This is a genomic window from Oceanihabitans sp. 2_MG-2023, from assembly GCF_030547245.1.
Taxonomy (GTDB): Bacteria; Bacteroidota; Bacteroidia; order Flavobacteriales; family Flavobacteriaceae; genus Oceanihabitans.
Genome location: NZ_JAUOQT010000002.1, coordinates 208,981 through 231,751, shown reverse-complemented (window position 1 = coordinate 231,751; position 22,771 = coordinate 208,981). Strand labels below are relative to the sequence as shown.

The window sequence follows — 22,771 nt, the reverse complement described above, 5'->3', positions numbered from 1 at the left end:
GAAATGCATAAATACTTTTTACATGAGCCCAAAAGGAAAACTAACCTTTGATGTTTTAATAGAAATTCCAAAAGGAAGCAGAAACAAATATGAATACGATTTTGATCTACATAAAATCCGATTCGATAGAATGCTTTTCTCATCCATGATGTATCCAGGAGATTATGGCTTTATTCCAGAAACTTTAGCATTAGATGGGGATCCATTAGATGTTTTAGTGATGGGGACTGAACCAACTTTTCCAATGTGTGTTATGGAAGTAAAGCCAATTGGTGTATTTCATATGACAGACGAAAAAGGTCCAGACGAAAAATTAATTTGTGTACCAACTACAGATCCTATCTGGAATATATATAACGACATCGAAGACTTAAATCCACATAGAATAAAAGAAATTACACACTTTTTTCAAGTATATAAAGATTTAGAAAAGAAAAAAGTTGATGTTGGTGGTTGGGGAAATGCCCAAGAAGCTTACCAAATTTTAAATAAGTGTATTGAACGTTACGAAAACAGCGAGCATAAAGCAAAAGGAGATTTCAAGATATAAAGATCTCTAAACTTAAAGTAAAAACCCTTTCATTTTTTAATGAAAGGGTTTTTACTTTTAAACAAGTAAATTTTAAAGTATTGCAATTTGTTATTGTTTACTTTTTAGGTAAAATTAATTTGTTCCTATTTTGTTTAAAGCACATAAATATCAAAAACCTTGTTTTTATGTTAAAAAATTGATGATTTTAAAATATTTTTTACTTCTGTTTGAATTTATTACATTAGCAATCATTAAAAACTAATCAAACTAAATATAATATGGAATCAATGATGATTTATATGCCAATTGCATTGGCAATTTTAGGTTTAATCTATATGATGATTAAACAAAAATGGGTAATGAAACAAGATGCAGGAGATGGTAAAATGAAAGAAATTTCAGATCACATCTACGAAGGAGCTCTTGCTTTCTTAAATGCAGAATACCGTTTACTAGCAGTCTTTGTAGTTATCGTAAGTGTATTATTAGCAATTGTATCTTTTGTAGTGCCAACAACACATTGGTTGATAGTTATCGCTTTTATTTGTGGTGCTGTTTTTTCTGCTTTTGCAGGAAATATAGGTATGAAAATAGCAACGAAAACAAACGTAAGAACGACACAAGCTGCTCGTACTAGTTTGCCAAACGCACTTAAAATTTCTTTTGGTGGTGGTACTGTAATGGGACTTGGTGTTGCAGGATTAGCAGTACTTGGTTTAACTGCTTTCTTTATATTTTTCTTTCACTTTTTTATGGGAGGCGTTTGGACAAACACCATGGACATGACTATTGTTTTAGAAACTTTAGCAGGGTTTTCTCTTGGTGCAGAATCTATCGCTTTATTTGCAAGAGTTGGTGGTGGTATTTATACAAAAGCAGCAGATGTAGGTGCAGATTTAGTTGGTAAAGTAGAAGCTGGTATTCCAGAAGATGATCCAAGAAATCCTGCTACAATTGCAGATAATGTAGGTGATAATGTAGGAGATGTTGCAGGAATGGGAGCCGATTTATTTGGGTCGTATGTTGCTACAGTATTAGCAGCAATGGTTTTAGGTAATTATGTGATTAAAGATATGGGTGGAAATATTGGAGATGCCTTTGGTGGTATTGGTCCAATTTTATTACCCATGGCAATTGCAGGAGTAGGAATTATTATTTCTATTATTGGAACTGTACTTGTTAAAATTAAAAGTAACGATGCTAAAGAAGCGCAAGTAATGGGGGCTTTAAATATTGGTAACTGGACTTCTATTATTTTAGTTGCGGCAGCTTGTTTTGGTTTAGTAACTTGGATGTTGCCAGAAACGATGCAAATGAATTTCTTTGGCGAAGGCTTACAAGAAATTTCTTCTATGCGAGTATTTTATGCTACTCTTGTTGGTTTAGTAGTAGGAGCAGTTATTTCTTCGATAACAGAATATTATACAGGATTGGGAAAATCTCCAATTTTGAAAATTGTACAACAATCTAGTACGGGAGCAGGTACTAATATTATAGCAGGTTTAGCTACCGGAATGATTTCAACATTCCCTTCGGTTTTATTATTTGCTGGTGCTATTTGGGCGTCTTATGCTTTTGCAGGGTTCTATGGGGTTGCTTTAGCAGCATCTGCCATGATGGCAACAACAGCTATGCAATTAGCAATTGATGCTTTTGGACCAATTTCTGATAATGCTGGTGGCATTGCAGAAATGAGCGAGCAAGAACCAATTGTAAGAGAGCGTACCGATATTTTAGACTCTGTTGGTAACACAACAGCTGCAACAGGAAAAGGTTTTGCAATCGCTTCGGCTGCATTAACCTCATTAGCACTTTTTGCTGCTTATGTAACTTTTACTGGAATAGATGGAATAAATATTTTTAAAGCACCAGTTTTGGCAATGCTATTTGTTGGTGGTATGGTGCCTGTAGTATTTTCAGCTTTAGCTATGAATGCTGTTGGTAAGGCTGCAATGGAAATGGTGGAAGAAGTACGTAGACAATTTAGGGATATTCCTGGAATTATGGAAGGTACAGGGAAACCAGAATACGATAAATGTGTAGATATTTCTACTAAAGCATCTTTAAAAGAAATGATGTTACCTGGTTTATTGACTATAGGTTTTCCTTTAGTAATAGCATTTGTGCCAATGTTATTTGGAATGAGTCATTTAGCGATTGCAGAAATGCTTGGTGGTTATATGGCAGGAGTAACTGTTAGTGGCGTGCTTTGGGCAATCTTTCAAAATAATGCTGGAGGTGCTTGGGATAATGCTAAAAAATCCTTTGAAGCTGGAGTAGAGATTAATGGTGAAATGACTTTTAAAGGTTCTGATGCACATAAAGCAGCAGTTACAGGAGATACTGTTGGAGATCCATTTAAAGATACTTCAGGTCCTTCTATGAATATTTTAATTAAACTTACTTGTTTAATAGGCTTAGTTATTGCTCCAATATTAGGAGGGCATACCGAAGAAGGTCTGGCTCTAAATAATGAGGTTCTTGTAGAACAAATTGTAGAAGACGCAAATAACCAAGTAATACGTAAGGCATCTATTCAGAAATTTGAGGATGGTACTGCAAAGGCAATAGTTAAAACGGCTATTATTAAAAATGGAATTGAAGATGTAGTAACTGAAGTTTATCAAGGAGACTTTGATGAGGTTAAGCAAAAAGTGGAGGCTTTAGGAAAGGATGTTACTATTAGAATAAAGGAAGTTGTAGAGTAAAGAACTATATTTTAAATAAAAAAAACCACGCATTTTGCGTGGTTTTTTTGTTATTTTAAGGCAACCTATTTATTTATGAAATTATTTAAGAAAGAACCTGTTCAAATTATTGCTTTTCAAAGCTACGGAACTGATACTCACTTTTATTTAAGAGGAAGGGCTTTACAAGATGAATCTATAGATTTAGAACAACAAGGTTTTTTTAGTGTGCTAATAAATAGTTGGAAACGTTTAGAAAGTGACGAAATTAAGAATGCTAGCATTGTTGTAAAATTACCAGATGGGTCTTTTTTAGAAACAACAAGCGATACGCATGGTTATTTTAAAATGAAAGCGAATGTTAAAGGTTTAAAAGCAATGGCTAATGTAGAGGGTTGGTTAGCTTGTGAGGTTGCTTTTCAAGATGTTGCTATTAAGCCAGGTATACAAAAGGAAAATCGTTTTCCTGCCGAAATACTAATTCCTTCTAATTCAGTAGAATTTGGTGTTGCAAGCGATATTGATGATACCATTTTACACACTGGTGTGGTGTCTACATTAAAGTGGAGAGTGCTCTATAATACTCTTTTTAAATCTGCAAAAATGCGTTTGCCTTTGGATGGTGCTGCCGATTTTTATCATTTATTACATCGTGGAAAGTCTGGTGAAAATGCAAATCCTATTTTTTATGTTAGTCATAGTCCATGGAATTTGTACCGATATTTAGAATTATTTTTAAAACAAAATAATTTTCCGAAAGGTCCTATATTATTAAGGAGTTTTAAAGATATTTTGAAAAAGAAAGCACCCGATGAAAAACCGCAAAAGCAAAAGGAAATATTAGATTTATTAAAAACATACCCCAATTTACCTTTTATTTTAATAGGAGATAGTGGAGAGCATGATCCAGATATTTATATAGAAATAGCAACCTTGTTTCCAGAGCGAATAAAAGCTATTTATTTGCGTAGCGTAAAACATAAGAAGAAAATGCTTCGAGTAAAAGGCTTGCTTGAAAATTATAAAACGACTCCTGCGTTACTAGTAGAGAGTAGTGTACAAGCTATTACACATGCTAGAGAAAATGGTTTTATAGCTTAATGCTAAATATTTGTTGTTTAGAATTGCGTTAAGGATAGAACGGTTTGTTTGAGCTCCTCGCAGAGAGCGAGTAGTGAAAGCCTGACTTTTTTTAATCCTGCTAGAGTTCTAAAACCTAGTAGGATTAAAAAAAGGAACGCCCAAAAATATTTTAAAATAAGCCGTTTATTTCGGCATCAATTTTATTTAATATATAACCTAAATCTTCAGGTCTGTCTACAAAATCAAGATTGTCTACGTCAATGATTAAAAGATTTCCTTTGTTGTAGCCCGTTATCCAAGCTTCATAACGCTCATTTAGTCTACTTAAATAATCTATACTTATCGAATTTTCGTAATCGCGACCTCGTTTGTGTATTTGGGATACTAAATTAGATATAGAGCTGCGTAAGTAAATTAGTAGATCTGGACCTTCTACAAAACTTTCCATAAGATCGAAAAGCGATTTGTAGTTTTCAAAATCTCGATTCGTCATTAAACCCATTGCGTGCAGGTTAGGTGCAAAAATATGAGCATCTTCGTAAATGGTTCTATCTTGAATAATGTCTTTACCACTTTGGCGTATATCTGAAACTTGACGAAATCTACTATTTAAAAAGTATACTTGTAAGTTAAAACTCCAACGTTCCATCTGGTTGTAAAAGTCGTCTAAATAAGGGTTGTCTACTACATCTTCTAGTTGCGCTTCCCATTTATAATGTTTGGCTAGTAATTTTGTTAGTGTGGTTTTTCCAGCACCAATATTTCCTGCTATGGCAACGTGCATATCTTATTTAATTTTTTAATTGAAATTTAGAAAGGATTTTCTCGTGGTAAATATACAAGGTTTCATTGGTTAGTAAAAACTGATTTATTAACAAATTTGGAGTTTTTACTTTTATTATATCCTCGGTATTTTTCTTTAAAAAGTAGAGTGTATTTTCCTTTTTTAAAATAAGATTTCCGTTGTCTTCTTCAATATTAGTAAAGCCTTCATTTTTAATTTTTTGGGTTAAACTGCCAAAATAATTATACTTGTAGAGGTACTTTTCTGTAAGTAGCCAGCAAAAATTAAAATTACTTTTTAAATCTAAAACACTCGACTGAATAGGTAGTGTAGTTGCTTTTGTTTTATTCGTTTTATAATCGTAGACTTCTAGTTGTTGTGTGTCTTGATTAAAAATCCAAAGCGTATTATCGTTTCCTGTGGTAATTTGTGATACGCTTTTATAGGGTTTTGTGGTATTAAAGTCTATTCTAAAAATCTCTGCTAAACGATTATCTAAAATAATTGCAGTATTAAAATCTTTATAAAAAACATTTATTTTTAAAGGATTAAAAGCGTTTGCCGAAGTTATTTCGCCTAATTGTACATTGCTGTAGTTGATCGTTTTATCTGCGTCTTTTTTGTAAAATATATGGTTGTTTAGGTAGTATTGGGTATCAAAATTATCTATATCAATAATTGTTCTATCTGTGAGGTCTATTTTTTTTAGAAGTGAGATATCTATTGTTTCTTGCCCAAAAGCGGAAATCGTTAGAAGGATACAAAATAGAATATAGGTGTTTTTCATAGGAAAACGAAAAGTACAAAAATTGAACCAATTTCTAATTAAAAAAAATATTTTCATTTTAAGAGTAATTTAACATTTCAAGCTTAAACGTTTTTGTGTTTTAAGTGTCTTATAAGAGTTACTTAAAATGTTTTTAATAATAAAACTACAAACTAAATTTAGATGAAAATAAATAAAACGCTATCTGTTATTTGCTTTACGCTTTTTTCTTGTGTTTTCACATATGCACAACAGGACTTTCAAGGTAAAGCCTATTACGAATCTAAAACAACTGTCGATATGGATAATTTTGGTCCTCCAGATATGCCTGCTGATAGGAAAAAACAGATTATGGAACGTATGAAAAGTTTCTTAGAAAAAAGTTACACATTAACTTTCAATAAAACAGAGTCGGTTTATAAAGAAGAAGAGCAATTAGCCGCTCCTGGTGGTTCTCAAGGTAGGGGTTTTGGTGGTTTTGCTGCTAATTTTACTGCAGGAGAACAATATAAAAATATAAAAAGCAATCAGTTATTACAAGAACAAGAATTTTTTGGAAAGCAATTTTTAATTAATGATTCGTTACCAAAACTAAAATGGAAAATGACTGGAGAAACCAAACAGATTGGTCAATATATGGCTATGAAAGCTACAGCAATGAAAGCAGTAGATAAAACGGATTTTTCAAGTTTTAGAAGAAGGGGGAGAGGAAATGATAATGCAGAAAAAAAATCAGATTCTACAAAAGTAAATAACTCAGTTGATGAAATAGAAGTACCAAAAGAAATTGAAGTAACTGCTTGGTATACCATGCAAATCCCAGTAAACCAAGGTCCTGGAGAATATTGGGGGCTTCCTGGTTTAATTTTAGAAATAAATGCAGATAGAACCACTATTCTTTGTTCTAAAATAATATTAAATCCAAGCGAAAAAGAAAACATCAAAGTGCCTTCAAAAGGAAAAGAGGTAACAAAAGAAGAGTATGCTAATATTGTGGTGAAAAAGATGGAAGAAATGCGTGAAATGTATGGAGGTCGAGGAGGCCGTGGTGGACGCCCAGGAGGAAGAGGTCGTTAATACATAAAACAATTCTATTTAAACCTAACCAGAAAAATTTAAAATGAAAAACCTATTAACCCTACTAATTTGCTTAGTAGCTAGTACCACTTTTGCTCAAGTTAGAGTAGAAGGTATTGTAAAAGATAGTATTGGTAACCCTTTAGAACTTGCTAATGTGGTTGCTGTAAATCAAGAAACAAAAGCCCTAGACTCTTACGGAATTACTAATGATGCTGGAAGGTATAAGCTTTCTTTAGAGAAAAATTCTAGCTATCAGATACAGGTGAGCTATATTGGAATGAAAACAACAGAAGATCTTTTCGAAACCAAAGAAGAGGATCTTACTAAAAACTATACCCTTTTAGACGATACTACTTTAGACGAAGTAGAGTTGGTTTACGAAATGCCTGTAACTGTAAAAGGAGATACTATTGTTTATAATGCAGATTCTTTTAAAACAGGAACCGAAAAAAAACTAGAAGATGTTTTGAAAAAACTCCCTGGAGTAGAGATTACAGATGATGGAGAAATTGAGGTAGAAGGAAAAACGGTAAGCAAGATAATGGTAGATGGTAAAGATTTCTTTGATGGTGACACGAAATTAGCGGCAAAAAATATTCCTTCGAATGCTATCGATAAAGTAGAAGTGCTTAAAAATTTTAGTGAAGTTGGGCAATTAAGTAGTGTGACTAATAATCAAGATAATATCGCTATTAATTTAAAATTAAAAGAAGGAAAAGATAAGTTTTGGTTTGGTGATGTTACAGCGGGAACAGGAATCGCTTCCGACGATGGTTTGTATAAAGTACAGCCAAAATTGTTTTTCTATAGCCCAAAAACAAGTATCAATTTTATTGGAGATTTAAATAATACAGGAGAAGTTGCATTTACTCGTAGAGACTATTTTAATTTTACAGGTGGATTTAGAAACCTGAGTCAAAGTAGTGGAACCAATATTAGTTTAGGAGATAATAGTTTGAGCTTTTTAAATACCACTAATAATAAAGCAGAAAGTATAGATACTAAATTTGCTGCAGCTAATTTTAGTAACTCCCCAAATGATAAACTTACCATTAGCGGATTTGGAATATATTCTGGTACAAAAACTGCTATTCGCGAAAATAACGAGGTGTCTTACACCGATGACGAACTTATTATCCCAGATGAGTCTACTACCAACTATACGCAACAAGAAAGCAATTTAGGGCTACTAAAACTAAGTGCCGTTTATAAAGCAAATGCGAATAATCAATTGGATTATGATGTTTTTGGAAGATATTCTAAACAAACACAAAATCGTTTTTTTAATTCTTCGGTTTTAGGGCAAGTAGATCAAATAGAAGAACAAACACCTTATAGTATTAACCAGAATTTAAACTACTATTATACTTTAAACGAAAACAATATTTTTTCGCTAGAAGCACAGCACTTATTGCAAGATGAAGATCCTTTTTATAATGCATTTATTGAGCAAAAAGACACCTATGCAAGCACCGCAGAAGGTTTAGGGTTAGACGATGCGCAATCTGCTTATAACACTTCACAAGAGAAAAGAGTAAAGTCTAATAAGTTTGATGGTAAGTTAAATTATTGGAATGTACTTAACCAAAAAAGTAATTTAAATTATACCATTGGTTTGGTGTATAGTAACCAAAAATTCAACTCCGATATTTTTCAAGTACTGGATAATGGTTCCATATTTACTCCTACACCAGTGGATGGTTCTAATACCAACGATGTAGATTATACCTTTAGTGATGCTTATGTAGGTGTTCATTATAATCTAAAAGCGGGGAAATTTACGTTAACTCCAGGTTTTTCAGCACATGCATATAATACTAAAGACACACAATTTGGTTCTACTAACAGTAATAGTTTTGCTAGAATTTTACCAGATGCTACCATTAGGTTTCAAATGAAAAAGAGCGAAAACCTAAACTTACGTTACTCTATGCAAACCAATTTTACAGATGTAACGCAGTTAGCAGAAGGCTTATTTTTAAATAATTATAGTTCCATTTTTTCAGGAAACCGCGAATTAGAAAACTCCTTATCACATAATTTAAATCTTTCATATTTTAGTTTCAATATGTTTAATTATACCAATGTATTTGGTTTTTTAAACTATTCTAAAAATATAGATGGTATTCGTAATAACACAGATTTCGAAAGTGTAATTACAACATCAACACCTTTTAATTCTAATTTTGCAGACGAAACTTTTTCTGCTCGTGGACGTTTTGAACGCCGTTTCGGAAAAATTAAAGCAAACCTTTCTGGATCTTGGAGTTGGGCAACTTTTAATCAGTTTATAGGTGGGAATCTAAGTAAAAATAAAAGTTTTACACAAACCTATGGTACCCGAATTAGTACCTTTTTTAAGAATGCACCAAATGTAGAACTAGGGTACGATTTAACTATAAATGATAATGATCAAGGAAATAACAATACCAAGTTTTATACACACAGACCATTTATAAACTTCGATGCTGTAATTTTAAAAGACTTTAGTTTTGTTACCGAATACAGTTATTATGATTTTAGAAACACCGAAGATTCTCTTAATAAATACGGCTTTTTAGATGCTTCTTTAACGTATCAAAAAACCGATAGCCAGTGGGAATATAAAGTTGGAGCAACCAACTTGTTAGACACACAAAGTTTAAGTCAAAGTAACACCGGAAACATTTCGGTGAGCAATAGAGAGTATTTTATACAACCAAGATATGTAGTATTTAGTGTGAAGTATAATTTATAGAATAATAATTTGGGCGTTACCCTACTTCGCTAAAAAAAAAGCTACGTAGCGTCGGGCTGTACGTTATATCTTTTGTAAAAACAAAAGGATGCCACTTCCATCCCTAACGCAAAAAAAGCCTTCTTAAAACAAAGAAGGCTTTTTTTTGTGCTTTAATCAATTACTTGGAGCTACAATAAGTGTTTTAATAACCTCATTAGGGTTTGCTGCATTTCCACCAGCTTTATAAATGCTAGTTACATTATTTAATAGCCTTGCAAAACTTAAAGTATCTAAGCGCTTTGTCATAGTTGATAAAGTATCTCCTTTAAATGTATTATTAAAAGACACCAACTTGCCTTCTTTCCATACAGATCCAACGGTTTTAGATGGCCAATAGTCGTGGTTAATAGTTTTAAAGTTCATCCATTCATGATTAACAGCATCATAATTAAATTGTTTAAAAGAAGGGTTGTTGCCATTTCTAGGTGTAATTGCAGGAATAGAAACTATTAAATCACTAAACTGTAAACTATCGTTTTTGTCTTTGTACATCATTTTACGCAATCCATCTAAATGTGTATGGCTTGTCAATGCACCTACAATTCTGTCTTTGTTTTCTGCAACAATATCTAGGAATGCATCTTTTATGTTTTTGCCATTATAGGTAATGTCTGTATCCCAAATTTCAGAACCTCCATGACCATCAATTCCCGGAGGAATATGCATGCCAATCATAATAGCATCTTCCGTACTTCCTTCCGTAAATTGTTTTGTAAACCAATCCATTTGATTTTTAATATCTTTTGCCTGTTCTCCAGGCTTTCCATAATAATGTAAATGGTTCGAATTATGATGAGCGTATTTAAACATTACACTATTTAAAATAATTAAGCGTATACCTCCGTCTTTTCCTAAAGGATATACCGCGTAACAACCTAAATCTCCTCTAGTATTATCTGCTACACATGCCTTTGCTTTCCCTAAGCCGCAAGTGCCACTATTAATAACTGGCCAGTTTTTTACACCAAGACTATCTAAAGCAAAAGGAGTATCTCCATTTGGAGCAGTAAAAGCTCTATAGTCTCCACTCCAAGAATCATTATTTCCTGGAGCATATATTAATGGAACATTGGCTATTTGTGCTGCATTGCGAAGATGACTTAATACTTTGCCTGTGTTTTTTCTAGCAGAGGATAAAGATGTTTTGTCAGTTGGATAGGCATGCCATGGTAAATCACCTAATAGAATAACATAATCCGGTTTTGGTTGTTTAGATGCTCCAGAAATTATATTTGTAAATTTTGTTAAAGAAATATCCCATAAATCATTACCTGTATCTGCCTCGTTGCCATTTTGTACCACCTCAGCTTGTGTCCATTCACTATGTAAATGTGTGTCGGATATTACTAAGAATGTATTAGATTTTTTTGAAATACTTGTAGAGTCTAGAATAACAATGTTTTTTTCTTCCTGTGGTGCTATAATAGATTCGTTATTAAAAGCATAATATCCAATAGGTACTGCTAAAATTACAGATGTGGCCACCCCAAATATGGTGTTTATTCGTTTCATAATATTTAGATGTTAGTTGTACTAACGAATTTATTATAAATGAGTTAGATATTTTCAGGTGTTATTACGTGATTTTCAAAGAGTTAGATTGGATGTTCTTTAAGCTATTTCGTGAATATAAAAAGAGCATTGCTTACATATGGTCTTTCTGGTTTTCCTCTAAACCAAATCTTAAATAAATTTTGGTTTTATCTCAAAAAAAAAGTTTGCATAAAATATGCAAACTTTTCAAGTTAAAGTGGGGAGAGCAGGATTCGAACCTGCGAAGTTAAAAACAACAGAGTTACAGTCTGTCCTCGTTGGCCGCTTGAGTATCTCCCCAAACGTGACGCCAAATATATTTAAGTTTTATATTTTTTCAACTATATAATTAGGTCTTTTTTATAAAAAATTAGCTTTTAAATTTAGCGAACTAAATTTCTTCGAGGTATCTGTTTGTTATCTAAAGTTTTATAGCTTGGTAAGCTGTTTTAATTTATTTGTTTTTTAACATATTTTTCTTTCCAAGTAAAAGGATAGTGTTCGGTGTCTATAATTGGATCGATACCAAAAAGTCGTTTAGTACAGATTCTGTAGTGCAAAAAGCAACTTCTACCCAAGCTTGATCCTTAGAATAGGTTCGCCAACAATAAATATATCACTGTTTTTACCAGGAATCAATTGCGAAGGTTTTCTAATTTTTTCGTTGTACATCTCTCAAATCATAATGTAATTTATAGGCATGCATGGTAACCAGTATTAAATGACTGAAGTGACCAGTCCATGTACTTGGTTAACGATTCTGGAACATCTAAATAGTTCGCTTGCGATCCAAAATGCAGAGCCGCTAATTGTTTGCGTAGCATTTAAATAAATAATAGCTATGTTTATCATTTATTAATCAAGTGCTTAAGCGTGTAAATGCGTGATTGTTAGATAAAAAAAAGCCGCTAATAAAATTAGAGGCTTTTTGAAATGATATAATCGAGATTTTTACAACTCAAAGGCAGTTTTTACTTGCTCTACATAATCTAATTTTTCCCATGTAAATAATTCGACATCCATAGTTAGATCATCTCCGTTTGGTTGTGAGAATGTTTTTCTTACTGTTTCATTTACTCTTCCCATATGTCCATATGCAGCAGTTTCACCATACATAGGGTTTCTTAATTTTAAACGCGTTTCAATAGCAGAAGGACGCATATCAAAAATTTCAGAAATCTTATTAGCGATTTCTCCATCTGTCATATTAAAAGGGCAAGTACCATAAGTGTCTACAAAAATCCCCATTGGTTCTACAACACCAATAGCATAACTTACCTGTACTAGAATTTCGTCACAAATTCCTGCTGCAACTAAATTTTTTGCAATATGCCTTGTTGCATAAGCAGCACTTCGGTCTACCTTGCTTGGGTCTTTGCCAGAAAAAGCTCCTCCACCATGGGCGCCTTTACCACCATATGTATCTACAATAATTTTTCTTCCTGTAAGTCCTGTGTCACCATGAGGTCCACCAATAACAAATTTACCTGTTGGGTTAATGTGATATTTAATATCATCATTAAAAAGAGCTTGTATGTTTTCTGGTAATTTGGCAATCACTCTAGGAATTAATATTGCTACAATATCTTTTCTAATTTTTGTTAGCATCACATCGTCATTTGCATCAAAATCATCATGTTGTGTAGATACAACAATAGCTTCGATTCGCTGTGGTACATTATCATCACTATATTCAATAGTTACCTGACTTTTAGAATCTGGACGTAAATAGGTGATTTCTTTGTTTTCTCTTCTTAATTCAGCAAGTTCAAACATAATCTTATGTGAAAGATCTAATGCTAAAGGCATATAGTTTTCGGTTTCGTTTGTTGCATAACCAAACATCATTCCTTGGTCTCCTGCTCCCTGTTCTTCTTTGCTAGCTCTGTCTACACCACGGTTAATGTCATCAGACTGTTCGTGTATAGCAGAAAAAACACCACAAGAGTTCCCGTCAAACATATAGTCGCTTTTCGTATAACCAATTTTGTTTATGGTATCACGTGCAATTTTTTGTACGTCTAAATAGGTGTTCGATTTTACTTCTCCAGCAAGTACAACTTGACCAGTGGTGACTAATGTTTCGCATGCAACTTTAGACTCTGAATCAAAAGCTAAAAAATGATCAATTAAAGCATCACTTATTTGGTCTGCTACTTTATCTGGATGTCCTTCTGATACGCTTTCAGAAGTAAATAAATATGGCATAAATCCTAATTTTAAATTATAGTTTAATTATAAATTTGTTGGATTGCTTGGTCGCTAGAGAAGTGAATAACTTACTGCTTTAGCATTTTTTTTATGAGGTTGCAATCAGACAAATTTTTCCTCTTAATATTTAATGAGACAAAAGTAGAAAAATAAAACGGAACACATACCAATTTTAAGTTTTTTAAGTAAAAGTTAAGTTCCTTTAACCATATAAAACAACGAACTAGATTAAAATTAATAAACAATAAGGTGCTTAATAAAAAAAATAAAGAATTGAACATCATACATATTTACCGGTAACAGCTTGTAAATCAACAGTTTAATATTTTAATATTACTATTGGATTTAGCTAGGTAAAACGAATAATTAGATATAGAAAACAGTAAACCACTAATTTAGTTCTCGCAAATATAATTTGTATAAAAAAAATATGAGCGAATTAAACAAACACAGTAAAAGATTAACACAAGATGAATCGCAACCAGCATCTCAAGCTATGCTTTATGCAGTAGGCTTGACAGATGAAGACATGCAGAAAGCTCAGGTTGGTATTGCAAGTACTGGTTACGATGGTAATCCATGTAATATGCATTTAAATGGATTGGCTGGAGAAGTTAAAATTGAATGTAAAATTGCAGGTTTAGTAGGTTTAGGGTTTAATACTATTGGTGTTTCAGATGGTATTTCTATGGGGACTTCAGGAATGAATTATTCCTTAGCTTCTAGGGATATTATTGCAGATTCGATAGAAACCGTTATGAATGCGCAAAGTTACGATGCATTAATTTCTGTGGTTGGATGTGATAAAAATATGCCTGGGGCAGTAATCGCAATGTTACGCCTAAATCGTCCTTCTATTATGATGTATGGAGGTACTATTGCTTCTGGGAATTATAAAGGAAGAAAGCTTAACGTTGTTTCGGCTTTTGAGGCTTTGGGGCAAAAAGTAGCAGGAGAAATTGACGAAGAAGAATATAGAGAAATTATTAAAAGAGCTATTCCTGGTGCTGGAGCCTGTGGTGGTATGTACACAGCAAATACAATGGCTTCTGCTATCGAATGTATGGGTTTTGCTTTGCCTTATAATTCTTCCATTCCAGCAGAGAATCCGAATAAATTATCAGAATCAGAAAGAACAGCTTTAGCAATTAAAAATTTATTAGAACTGGATTTAAAGCCTTTAGATATTATTTCTAAAAAATCTTTAGAAAATGCAATTGCTTTAGTAAATGCTTTAGGTGGTTCTACCAATGCTGTACTACACTTTTTAGCAATCGCACATGCAGCAGATATTGAGTTTACTTTAGAAGATTTTCAACGCGTAAGTGATAGAACGCCTTTAATTGCTGATTTAAAACCGTCAGGAAAATATTTAATGGAAGATGTGCATAGCGTTGGTGGTACACCAGCAATTATGAAATACCTATTAGATAATGGCTATTTACATGGGGATTGTTTAACCGTTACCGGAAAAACATTAGCAGAAAATTTAGCAGGCGTTGAAGCAATGGAGTTTGAAGAACAAGATGTTATTTATCCTAAAGATAAAGCATTAAAGTCTTCTGGGAATATTCAAATTATTTATGGAAACCTTGCAACAGAAGGGGCAGTAGCAAAAATTTCAGGAAATGAAGGTTTGCTGTTTGAAGGAAAAGCCGTGGTTTATAATGGTGAACAAGAAGCAAATACAGGAATTTCTAATGGAGAAGTTGAGAAAGGAGATGTAGTCGTCATTAGGTATGTTGGTCCAAAAGGAGGTCCAGGAATGCCAGAAATGTTAAAACCAACATCCTTAATAATGGGAGCAGGTTTAGGTAAATCTGTAGCATTAATTACCGATGGACGTTTTTCTGGAGGTACACATGGTTTTGTTGTAGGTCATATTACACCAGAAGCTCAGTCTGGAGGAACTATAGCTATTTTAAAAACCGGAGATAAAATAAAAATTAGTGCAGAAGACAATTCTATAAACGTTTTAATTTCTGATGAAGAATTAGCAGAAAGAAAAGCTACATGGATTGCTCCACCATTAAAACATAAAAAAGGAATTTTATATAAATACGCAAAAACAGTGGCATCTGCTTCAAAAGGATGTGTTACTGATGCGTAAAACCTCTGCCAAGGCAGATTGTAATTGTATTGATGCAATTAAAAATGGAACAAAAATCTCATCCTAAGCTTTGCGAAGGATATCAAATAAAATAAATGAGATGAAAGAAACTCAAACCATTCAAAATAAAAAAGAAAGCACAACTACTGCAGTTCGTATCTCTGGAAGCGAAGCAGTTGTAAGATGTCTTTTAGAAGAAGGTGTAAAAGTATTGTATGGCTATCCAGGAGGAGCTATAATGCCTGTTTACGACGAATTATATAAATACCAAGACAAAATTCATCACGTTTTAGCACGTCATGAACAATGTGCAGCACATGCAGCGCAAGGGTATGCAAGAATTTCTGGAGAGGTCGGGGTTGCAATTGCAACTTCAGGACCAGGAGCAACCAATTTAATTACAGGAATTGCCGATGCGCAAATAGATAGTACGCCGTTGGTTTGTATTACAGGTCAGGTAGCTTCGCATTTACTAGGTAGTGATGCATTTCAAGAAACAGATATTGTTGGTATTTCAACACCTGTTACTAAATGGAACTGCCAAATAACTAAAGCTTCCGATATTCCAGAAGTTTTAGCAAAAGCATTTTATATTGCTAAAAGTGGTCGTCCAGGACCTGTTTTAATCGATATTACCAAAGATGCGCAATTTGAAGAATTTGATTTTGCATATAAAAAATGTAAAGGGGTAAGGAGTTATAATCCTATTCCTAAAACAGAAAAATCTTCTCTAGAAGCAGCTGCAAAACTAATTAATGCAGCTAAAAAACCACTAGTAGTATGGGGACAAGGTGTTATTTTAAGTGAAGCAGAAGAAGCTTTTAAAGCGGTGATTGAAAAAGCAGGAATTCCTTCTGCATGGACTATCTTAGGTGCTTCAGCAATACCAACATCTCACCCATTAAATATTGGAATGGTTGGTATGCATGGTAATTATGCACCAAATGTATTAACTAACGAATGTGATCTTTTAATAGCAATAGGAATGCGTTTTGATGACCGGGTTACTGGAAATTTAGCAACCTATGCAAAGCAAGCAAAAGTGATTCATTTTGAAATTGATCCTGCCGAAATAAATAAAAATGTAAAAGCAGATGTTGCTGTTTTAGGAGATGCTAAAGCGAGTTTAGAAGCAATACTTCCTTTAATAAATAAAAATACACATGCAGAATGGCATCAAAAATTTAAAGATTTATATGCTGTTGAGTATGAAAAAGTAATTAAAAACGATTTGCATCCTACTAAAGAAGGATTGACAATGGGAGAAGTTTTAAATCAAATAAATATCCAGTCAAAAGGAGAAGCTGCAATTGTTAGTGATGTTGGTCAGCACCAAATGATTGCTTGTCGTTATGCCGAGTTTAATCAAACCAAAAGTAATATTACTTCGGGAGGATTAGGTACTATGGGATTTGGTCTTCCAGCTGCTATTGGAGCAAAAATGGCAAGGCCAGAACGTGAAGTGGTTTCTATTTCTGGTGATGGTGGTTATCAAATGACGATTCAAGAATTAGGTACTATTTTTCAACAAAAAGCGGCAGTAAAAGTAGTGGTTTTAAATAATGATTTCTTAGGAATGGTTCGTCAATGGCAACAGTTGTTTTTTGATAAGCGATATGCTTCTACAGAAATGGTAAATCCAAATTTCGTAGCCATTGCAGAGGGATACTATATTAGAGCAAGAAAAGTTACAAAAAGAGAAGAATTAGCAGAAGCAGTTGCAGAAATGATGGCTAGTAAAGAAGCTTACTTTTTAGAAGTTTGTGTGGAAAAGGAAGATAATGTATTTCCTATGATACCAACAGGTGCTTCCGTTTCAGATATAAGATTAGAATAATATGAGTACAGATAAACAACTATTTACAGTTTCCGTTTATACGGAAAATAACATAGGATTGTTGAATAGAATTTCAGCAATTTTTCAAAGAAGACATATAAATATAGAGAGTTTAAATACTTCTCCTTCAGAAATTGAAAGTGTTTCCAGGTTTACTATAGTAGTAAATATGACCGAAGATAATATGAAGAAAATTATAGGTCAAATAGAAAAACAAGTAGAGGTCATTAAAGCTTTTTATCATACAGAAGAAGAAATTATTTATCAAGAATCTTGCATTTTTAAAATGAAATCTGGTTTGTTATTTGATGAACGTGAAATTCAAAATATAATAAAAGAAAGCAATGCAAGAATTGTAACCGTGAATAGAGACTTTTTTGTGATTGAAAAATCTGGTCGTAAAGAAGAAATAGAATTATTATACAGAGAATTAAGTGCTTTTGGGATTATGCAATTTACGCGCTCAGGTCGTATTGCAGTATCTAAAGAAGAAATGAAAATATCAACAATGCTAGAAGCTTTTCAAGCATAACAATTAAAATAAAAGACAATGTCAAATTATTTCAACACATTATCATTAAGAAACCAATTAGAACAATTAGGAAAATGTAGATTCATGGATGCTTCAGAGTTTGAAGATGGTGTAGATGCATTAAAAGGAAAGAAAATCGTTATTGTTGGTTGTGGTGCGCAAGGATTAAATCAAGGATTAAATATGCGAGATTCTGGATTAGATATTTCGTATACATTACGTCAAGTAGCTATCGATGAAAAAAGAGAATCTTACAAGAATGCAACTTCAAACAATTTTACGGTTGGTACATATCAGGAATTAATTCCAACAGCAGATTTAGTGTTAAATTTAACACCAGATAAACAACATACAAATGTTGTGAAAGCAGTAATGCCTTTAATGAAAAAAGGTGCAACATTAAGCTATTCACACGGATTTAATATTGTAGAAGAAGGAACGCAAGTTCGCGAAGATTTAACCGTAATTATGGTTGCTCCTAAATGTCCTGGGACAGAAGTAAGAGAAGAATATAAACGCGGATTTGGTGTGCCAACTTTAATAGCTGTGCACCCAGAAAACGATCCAGAAAATAAAGGTTGGGCACAAGCAAAAGCATACGCAGTTGCTACTGGAGGAGATAGAGCTGGTGTTTTGCAGTCTTCATTTGTCGCTGAGGTAAAAAGTGATTTAATGGGAGAACAAACCATTCTTTGTGGTTTGTTACAAACAGGAGCAATTTTATCTTTTGATAAGATGGTCGAAGAAGGAATTGAGCCTGGTTATGCAGGAAAATTAATCCAGTTTGGCTGGGAAACTATTACCGAAGCTTTAAAACATGGTGGTATTACAAATATGATGGATCGTTTATCTAATCCTGCAAAAATAAAAGCATACCAATTATCTGAAGAATTAAAAGATATCATGCGTCCATTATTTGAAAAACATATGGATGATATTATCTCTGGTCACTTCTCAAAAACCATGATGGAAGATTGGGCTAATGACGATGTAAACCTTTTAACTTGGAGAGCTGCAACAGGAGAAACAGCGTTTGAAAAAACAACGCTAACTACAGATCATATTTCAGAACAAGAGTATTTTGATCATGGAACCTTATTGGTTGCATTTGTTAAATCTGGTGTCGAATTAGCTTATGAAACTATGGTAAGTGCAGGAATTATTGAAGATTCTGCTTACTACGAGTCGCTTCACGAATTACCATTAATTGCAAATACAATTGCTAGAAAGAAATTGTTTGAAATGAATAGAGTGATTTCTGATACAGCAGAATATGGTTGTTATTTGTTTGATCATGCATGTAAACCATTATTAACCGATTTCATGAAAACCGTGAAAATAGATATTATTGGAAAAGCGTATTCTAATGCAAACGGAGTCGATAATATAGAATTAATAGCTGTTAATGATGCTATTAGAAACCATCCAATAGAAACAGTTGGAAAACGTTTAAGAGCAGCAATGACTGCAATGAAAATTATAAAATCAGATGTAAAAACGGAAGATTCCGTTTTGGCTTAACTTTTAATTCCTGCGCAGGCAGGAATCTATACACAAAAGGAAATAATGAGAATAGTAGGATGAGATTCCTGCTTTCGCAGGAATTATGGAAGAAACCAAGACAATATACAAGCCAACATTAGAAGCGGTTGAAGCTGCTGCTGAAAAATTAAAAGGAGTTGCATCTGTAACTCCTTTAATTGCTAATATGCAATACTCTAAGCAGTTTGAAGCAAATATTTTATTTAAACGCGAAGATTTACAACAAGTGCGTTCGTATAAAATTAGAGGAGCATACAATAAGATCTCTTCTCTAAGTGCGACACAAATTGAAAACGGTATTGTATGTGCTAGTGCAGGTAATCATGCGCAAGGTGTTGCCTTATCTTGTAGGTTGTTAAAAATAAAAGGAACCATTTTCATGCCTTCGCCTACACCCAACCAAAAGGTCGAACAGGTTAAAATGTTTGGTGAAGATTATATAGATGTTGTTTTAGTTGGGGATACTTTCGACGATGCATATGATGCAGCAATGTTGCAGTGTGAAAAATTAAATAAAACATTTATTCACCCTTTTAATGATGAAAAAGTTATTGAAGGACAGGCAACTGTTGGTTTAGAAATTATCGATCAAGCACAGCATCCCATTCATTATGTTTTTGTTCCAGTAGGAGGAGGAGGTTTGTCTTCAGGATTATCGTCTGTTTTTAAACTTTTATCTCCAGAAACTAAAATTATTGGTGTAGAACCAGAAGGAGCCCCCTCTATGAAAACTTCCTTAGCTAACAAAAAAAATACTACTTTAAAACAAATTGAAAATTTTGTTGATGGAGCAGCAGTAAAGCGTGTTGGTGATTTAAATTTTGCTATTTGTCAGCAAAATTTAAGTGATATGATAACGGTTCCCGAAGGAAAGGTTTGTCAAACCATTTTAGAATTATATAATAAAGATGCAGTAGTTGTAGAGCCAGCTGGCGCTTTAAGTATTGCTGCTTTAGATCAATATAAAGAAATAATTAAAGGTAAAAACGTTGTCTGTGTAGTTAGTGGAAGCAATAACGATATTACACGTACTCCAGAAATTAAAGAACGTGCTTTATTGCATGCAAAACTGAAACACTATTTTATTATTAAGTTTCCACAACGTGCTGGGGCTTTACGTGAATTTGTAGTCGATATTTTAGGTCCAACAGATGATATCACACATTTTGAATACACCAAAAAAGTAAATCGCGAAAATGATGTTGCTGTGGTTGGTTTAGAACTTAAATCTCCTGCAGACTTGGAGCCGTTAATTACCAAAATGAAACTTCATAATTTTTATGGAGATTACCTAAACGATAAACCAGATTTATTCCAATTTTTAGTTTAAATATATAAATATTATGAGCATACCTAAAGCGTATCAAATAAACGAGATTTTAAACCAAGATACTTATTTAGTTAGTGGTGAATTGAAATCATGGGCTGGAGAAACCTCGCAGGTTTTTTCAACAATTTCTTCTACTAAAGAATATAAACCGACATTATTAGGAAGCATACCAACTTTAGGCAAAAAAGAAGCTTTAGAAGCTTTAGATGCAGCATGTTTAGCATATAATAAAGGGCAAGGTTTATGGCCAACTATGAAGGTTTTAGATCGAATTGCATGCATGGAAAAATTTGTTACTCAAATGAAAACCAAGCGTGAAGAAATTGTAAAACTATTAATGTGGGAAATTGGGAAAAACTTACCTGATTCTGAAAAAGAATTTGATAGAACAGTTGAGTATATCTACGATACTATTGAGGATTATAAACAAATGGATCGCGATAGTGCTAAATTTGAAAAAAATGCGGGTGTAAATGCACATATTCGTCGTGGACCTTTAGGTGTTGTTTTATGTTTAGGACCTTATAATTATCCTTTAAATGAAACATTTGCGCTTTTAATTCCTGCTTTAATAATGGGGAATACAGCAGTTTTTAAACCTGCAAAGCATGGTGTTTTATTAATCTCTCCATTGTTAGAAGCATTTCAAACAAGTTTTCCAAAAGGTGTTGTGAATATTATCTATGGAAGAGGTAGAACAGTAGCTGCACCAATTATGCAGTCTGGTAAAGTAGATGTGTTAGCATTAATTGGAAATAGTAAATCTGCAAATGCATTACAAAGTCAACACCCTAAGAGCAACAGATTGCGTTTGGTTTTAGGTTTAGAGGCTAAAAATCCTGGGATAGTTTTAAAAGATGCCGATTTAGATTTAGCAATAAATGAATGTATTGCAGGAACAACTTCCTTTAATGGACAACGATGTACTGCATTAAAAGTACTTTATGTACATGAAGATATCGTTAATGAGTTTAATAAGCGCTTTTCAGAAAAAGTAGACGCACTTAAGTTTGCAAACCCATGGGAAGATGGAGCAAAATTAACTCCATTGCCAGAACCGGACAAGCCAGCATATATTCAAGAGTTATTAGATGATGCTACTGCTAAAGGAGCAAAGATTATTAATAAAAAAGGAGGAGAAACTACAGCGAATTATATTTTTCCTGCTGTGTTATATCCAGTAAATAAAGAGATGCGTGTTTTTCAAGAAGAACAATTTGGTCCTGTAATACCAGTTGTCCCTTTTAATGATATTGAAGAGCCTTTAGATGATATGGCTGCTTCAAATTATGGACAACAAGTAAGTCTCTTTGGTCAAGATGTAAAAACGTTAGCTCCTTTAATAGATACTTTAGTAAACTTAGTTTGTCGTGTAAATTTAAACAGCTCTTGTCAAAGAGGACCAGATGTCTATCCGTTTACTGGTCGAAAAGATTCTGCTGTAGCTACACTAAGTGTACATGATGCTTTACGTTCTTTTTCAATTAGAACTTTTGTTGCTTCAAAAGACAATGCATATAATAATGCTATTTTGAAAGAATTGTTAGACTCTAAGGCTTCAAACTTTGTGAGTACAGATTATATTTTGTAATTTTTTTGAGATAAAAAGCATAATAATAAGGTTTATTTAATTAGGAGGCTTAAAAATTACTAATCTCATAATTTTATAAACTAAATACAGGTTTTGTTAGTTTGTATTAATTTAATTTATAGTTTTACAGTATGTTATTTCAAGAAAATAAAAATCAGATCGAAAGACCCATGAGTTTGCCAATGAGCAGACGACGTCGCTAATGCTCAAACTTCAAGCTAATTAGTTAATACGTTTTTTATTTTTTTACAATGAACAATTCACAAATATTTTACACTTTACATACATTTATTAGAAATAATAATAACATTTTAGTGCGTCCTTTTTTACGTCGTCGCCCTTAGGGTGTACTTCTATTTATAGAACTAAGGTGA

General features: G+C 33.1%; 16 protein-coding genes and 1 tRNA gene. 11 read left to right on the top strand and 6 right to left on the bottom strand.

Features of this window, described 5'->3' with window-relative positions:
- Positions 1-22 precede the first annotated feature (22 nt).
- The 3 genes from Q4512_RS04980 (at position 23) to Q4512_RS04970 (ending at position 4,320) form a co-directional block, all read left to right on the top strand.
- Positions 23-550 carry an inorganic diphosphatase gene (locus Q4512_RS04980; protein WP_303422282.1) on the top strand — a complete coding sequence of 176 codons (528 nt, stop codon included), beginning with the start codon at positions 23-25 and terminating at the stop codon, positions 548-550.
- Positions 551-810: 260 nt separating this feature from the next.
- Entirely contained in the window at positions 811-3,240 is a 2,430-nt protein-coding gene (locus tag Q4512_RS04975) for a sodium-translocating pyrophosphatase (RefSeq protein ID WP_303422280.1), read from the top strand.
- Between the two features lie 75 nt (positions 3,241-3,315).
- Positions 3,316-4,320 (top strand): App1 family protein, encoded by a 1,005-nt coding sequence (locus Q4512_RS04970; RefSeq protein ID WP_303422277.1) that lies wholly within the window; start codon positions 3,316-3,318, stop codon positions 4,318-4,320.
- A 151-nt stretch (positions 4,321-4,471) separates the two neighbouring features.
- Here Q4512_RS04970 and Q4512_RS04965 read toward each other — a convergent pair whose 3' ends face one another.
- Both Q4512_RS04965 and Q4512_RS04960 read right to left on the bottom strand, forming a co-directional pair.
- Positions 4,472-5,086: a deoxynucleoside kinase gene (locus Q4512_RS04965; RefSeq protein ID WP_303422274.1), complete on the bottom strand. Its 615-nt coding sequence runs from the start codon at positions 5,084-5,086 to the stop codon at positions 4,472-4,474.
- 7 nt (positions 5,087-5,093) lie between these two features.
- Entirely contained in the window at positions 5,094-5,930 is an 837-nt protein-coding gene (locus Q4512_RS04960) for a hypothetical protein (protein WP_303422272.1), read from the bottom strand.
- A gap of 105 nt (positions 5,931-6,035) precedes the next feature.
- Here Q4512_RS04960 and Q4512_RS04955 point away from each other — a divergent pair, with 105 nt between their 5' ends.
- Both Q4512_RS04955 and Q4512_RS04950 read left to right on the top strand, forming a co-directional pair.
- Positions 6,036-6,929, top strand: coding sequence for a GLPGLI family protein (locus tag Q4512_RS04955; RefSeq protein WP_303422269.1), 894 nt, complete (start codon positions 6,036-6,038; stop codon positions 6,927-6,929).
- Between the two features lie 43 nt (positions 6,930-6,972).
- Positions 6,973-9,669, top strand: coding sequence for a TonB-dependent receptor (locus tag Q4512_RS04950; protein ID WP_303422266.1), 2,697 nt, complete (start codon positions 6,973-6,975; stop codon positions 9,667-9,669).
- A 156-nt stretch (positions 9,670-9,825) separates the two neighbouring features.
- Here Q4512_RS04950 and Q4512_RS04945 read toward each other — a convergent pair whose 3' ends face one another.
- The 4 genes from Q4512_RS04945 to metK all read right to left on the bottom strand — a co-directional run bounded on the left by Q4512_RS04945 (position 9,826) and on the right by metK (position 13,452).
- The gene (locus Q4512_RS04945; RefSeq protein WP_303422263.1) at positions 9,826-11,223 is read right to left on the bottom strand and encodes a metallophosphoesterase; all 1,398 of its coding nucleotides are present in this window, start codon (positions 11,221-11,223) and stop codon (positions 9,826-9,828) included.
- Between the two features lie 239 nt (positions 11,224-11,462).
- A tRNA-Tyr gene (locus Q4512_RS04940) sits at positions 11,463-11,544 on the bottom strand.
- A gap of 392 nt (positions 11,545-11,936) precedes the next feature.
- Entirely contained in the window at positions 11,937-12,068 is a 132-nt protein-coding gene (locus Q4512_RS04935; RefSeq protein WP_303422261.1) for a hypothetical protein, read from the bottom strand.
- A gap of 127 nt (positions 12,069-12,195) precedes the next feature.
- Positions 12,196-13,452 carry a methionine adenosyltransferase gene (gene metK, locus Q4512_RS04930; RefSeq protein ID WP_303422258.1) on the bottom strand — a complete coding sequence of 419 codons (1,257 nt, stop codon included), beginning with the start codon at positions 13,450-13,452 and terminating at the stop codon, positions 12,196-12,198.
- A gap of 433 nt (positions 13,453-13,885) precedes the next feature.
- Here metK and ilvD point away from each other — a divergent pair, with 433 nt between their 5' ends.
- The 6 genes from ilvD (at position 13,886) to Q4512_RS04900 (ending at position 22,397) form a co-directional block, all read left to right on the top strand.
- Complete coding sequence (ilvD, locus tag Q4512_RS04925; RefSeq protein WP_303422255.1) at positions 13,886-15,565, top strand: dihydroxy-acid dehydratase; 1,680 nt, start codon at positions 13,886-13,888, stop codon at positions 15,563-15,565.
- Between the two features lie 100 nt (positions 15,566-15,665).
- The gene (gene ilvB, locus Q4512_RS04920) at positions 15,666-17,402 is read left to right on the top strand and encodes a biosynthetic-type acetolactate synthase large subunit (protein ID WP_303422253.1); all 1,737 of its coding nucleotides are present in this window, start codon (positions 15,666-15,668) and stop codon (positions 17,400-17,402) included.
- 1 nt (position 17,403) lies between these two features.
- Positions 17,404-17,934 (top strand): acetolactate synthase small subunit, encoded by a 531-nt coding sequence (gene ilvN / locus Q4512_RS04915; protein ID WP_303422251.1) that lies wholly within the window; start codon positions 17,404-17,406, stop codon positions 17,932-17,934.
- An 18-nt stretch (positions 17,935-17,952) separates the two neighbouring features.
- Positions 17,953-19,455: a ketol-acid reductoisomerase gene (gene ilvC / locus Q4512_RS04910; RefSeq protein ID WP_303422249.1), complete on the top strand. Its 1,503-nt coding sequence runs from the start codon at positions 17,953-17,955 to the stop codon at positions 19,453-19,455.
- Positions 19,456-19,540: 85 nt separating this feature from the next.
- Positions 19,541-20,806 carry a threonine ammonia-lyase IlvA gene (gene ilvA / locus Q4512_RS04905; RefSeq protein WP_303422247.1) on the top strand — a complete coding sequence of 422 codons (1,266 nt, stop codon included), beginning with the start codon at positions 19,541-19,543 and terminating at the stop codon, positions 20,804-20,806.
- 13 nt (positions 20,807-20,819) lie between these two features.
- The gene (locus Q4512_RS04900) at positions 20,820-22,397 is read left to right on the top strand and encodes an NADP-dependent glyceraldehyde-3-phosphate dehydrogenase (RefSeq protein ID WP_303422244.1); all 1,578 of its coding nucleotides are present in this window, start codon (positions 20,820-20,822) and stop codon (positions 22,395-22,397) included.
- The last annotated feature ends 374 nt before the right edge of the window (positions 22,398-22,771 follow it).

Excerpts from the sequence above, each read along its gene's own strand:
- Q4512_RS04945 (WP_303422263.1), bottom strand. The coding sequence starts at position 11,223 with ATGAAACGAATAAACACCATATTTGGGGTGGCCACATCTGTAATTTTA.
- Q4512_RS04900 (WP_303422244.1), top strand. The coding sequence starts at position 20,820 with ATGAGCATACCTAAAGCGTATCAAATAAACGAGATTTTAAACCAAGAT.
- ilvC (WP_303422249.1), top strand. The coding sequence starts at position 17,953 with ATGTCAAATTATTTCAACACATTATCATTAAGAAACCAATTAGAACAA.
- Q4512_RS04950 (WP_303422266.1), top strand. The coding sequence starts at position 6,973 with ATGAAAAACCTATTAACCCTACTAATTTGCTTAGTAGCTAGTACCACT.
- metK (WP_303422258.1), bottom strand. The coding sequence starts at position 13,452 with ATGCCATATTTATTTACTTCTGAAAGCGTATCAGAAGGACATCCAGAT.
- Q4512_RS04955 (WP_303422269.1), top strand. The coding sequence starts at position 6,036 with ATGAAAATAAATAAAACGCTATCTGTTATTTGCTTTACGCTTTTTTCT.
- ilvB (WP_303422253.1), top strand. The coding sequence starts at position 15,666 with ATGAAAGAAACTCAAACCATTCAAAATAAAAAAGAAAGCACAACTACT.
- Q4512_RS04965 (WP_303422274.1), bottom strand. The coding sequence starts at position 5,086 with ATGCACGTTGCCATAGCAGGAAATATTGGTGCTGGAAAAACCACACTA.
- Q4512_RS04970 (WP_303422277.1), top strand. The coding sequence starts at position 3,316 with ATGAAATTATTTAAGAAAGAACCTGTTCAAATTATTGCTTTTCAAAGC.
- ilvA (WP_303422247.1), top strand. The coding sequence starts at position 19,541 with ATGGAAGAAACCAAGACAATATACAAGCCAACATTAGAAGCGGTTGAA.
- ilvD (WP_303422255.1), top strand. The coding sequence starts at position 13,886 with ATGAGCGAATTAAACAAACACAGTAAAAGATTAACACAAGATGAATCG.
- Q4512_RS04935 (WP_303422261.1), bottom strand. The coding sequence starts at position 12,068 with ATGCTACGCAAACAATTAGCGGCTCTGCATTTTGGATCGCAAGCGAAC.
- Q4512_RS04960 (WP_303422272.1), bottom strand. The coding sequence starts at position 5,930 with ATGAAAATATTTTTTTTAATTAGAAATTGGTTCAATTTTTGTACTTTT.
- Q4512_RS04980 (WP_303422282.1), top strand. The coding sequence starts at position 23 with ATGAGCCCAAAAGGAAAACTAACCTTTGATGTTTTAATAGAAATTCCA.
- ilvN (WP_303422251.1), top strand. The coding sequence starts at position 17,404 with ATGAGTACAGATAAACAACTATTTACAGTTTCCGTTTATACGGAAAAT.
- Q4512_RS04975 (WP_303422280.1), top strand. The coding sequence starts at position 811 with ATGGAATCAATGATGATTTATATGCCAATTGCATTGGCAATTTTAGGT.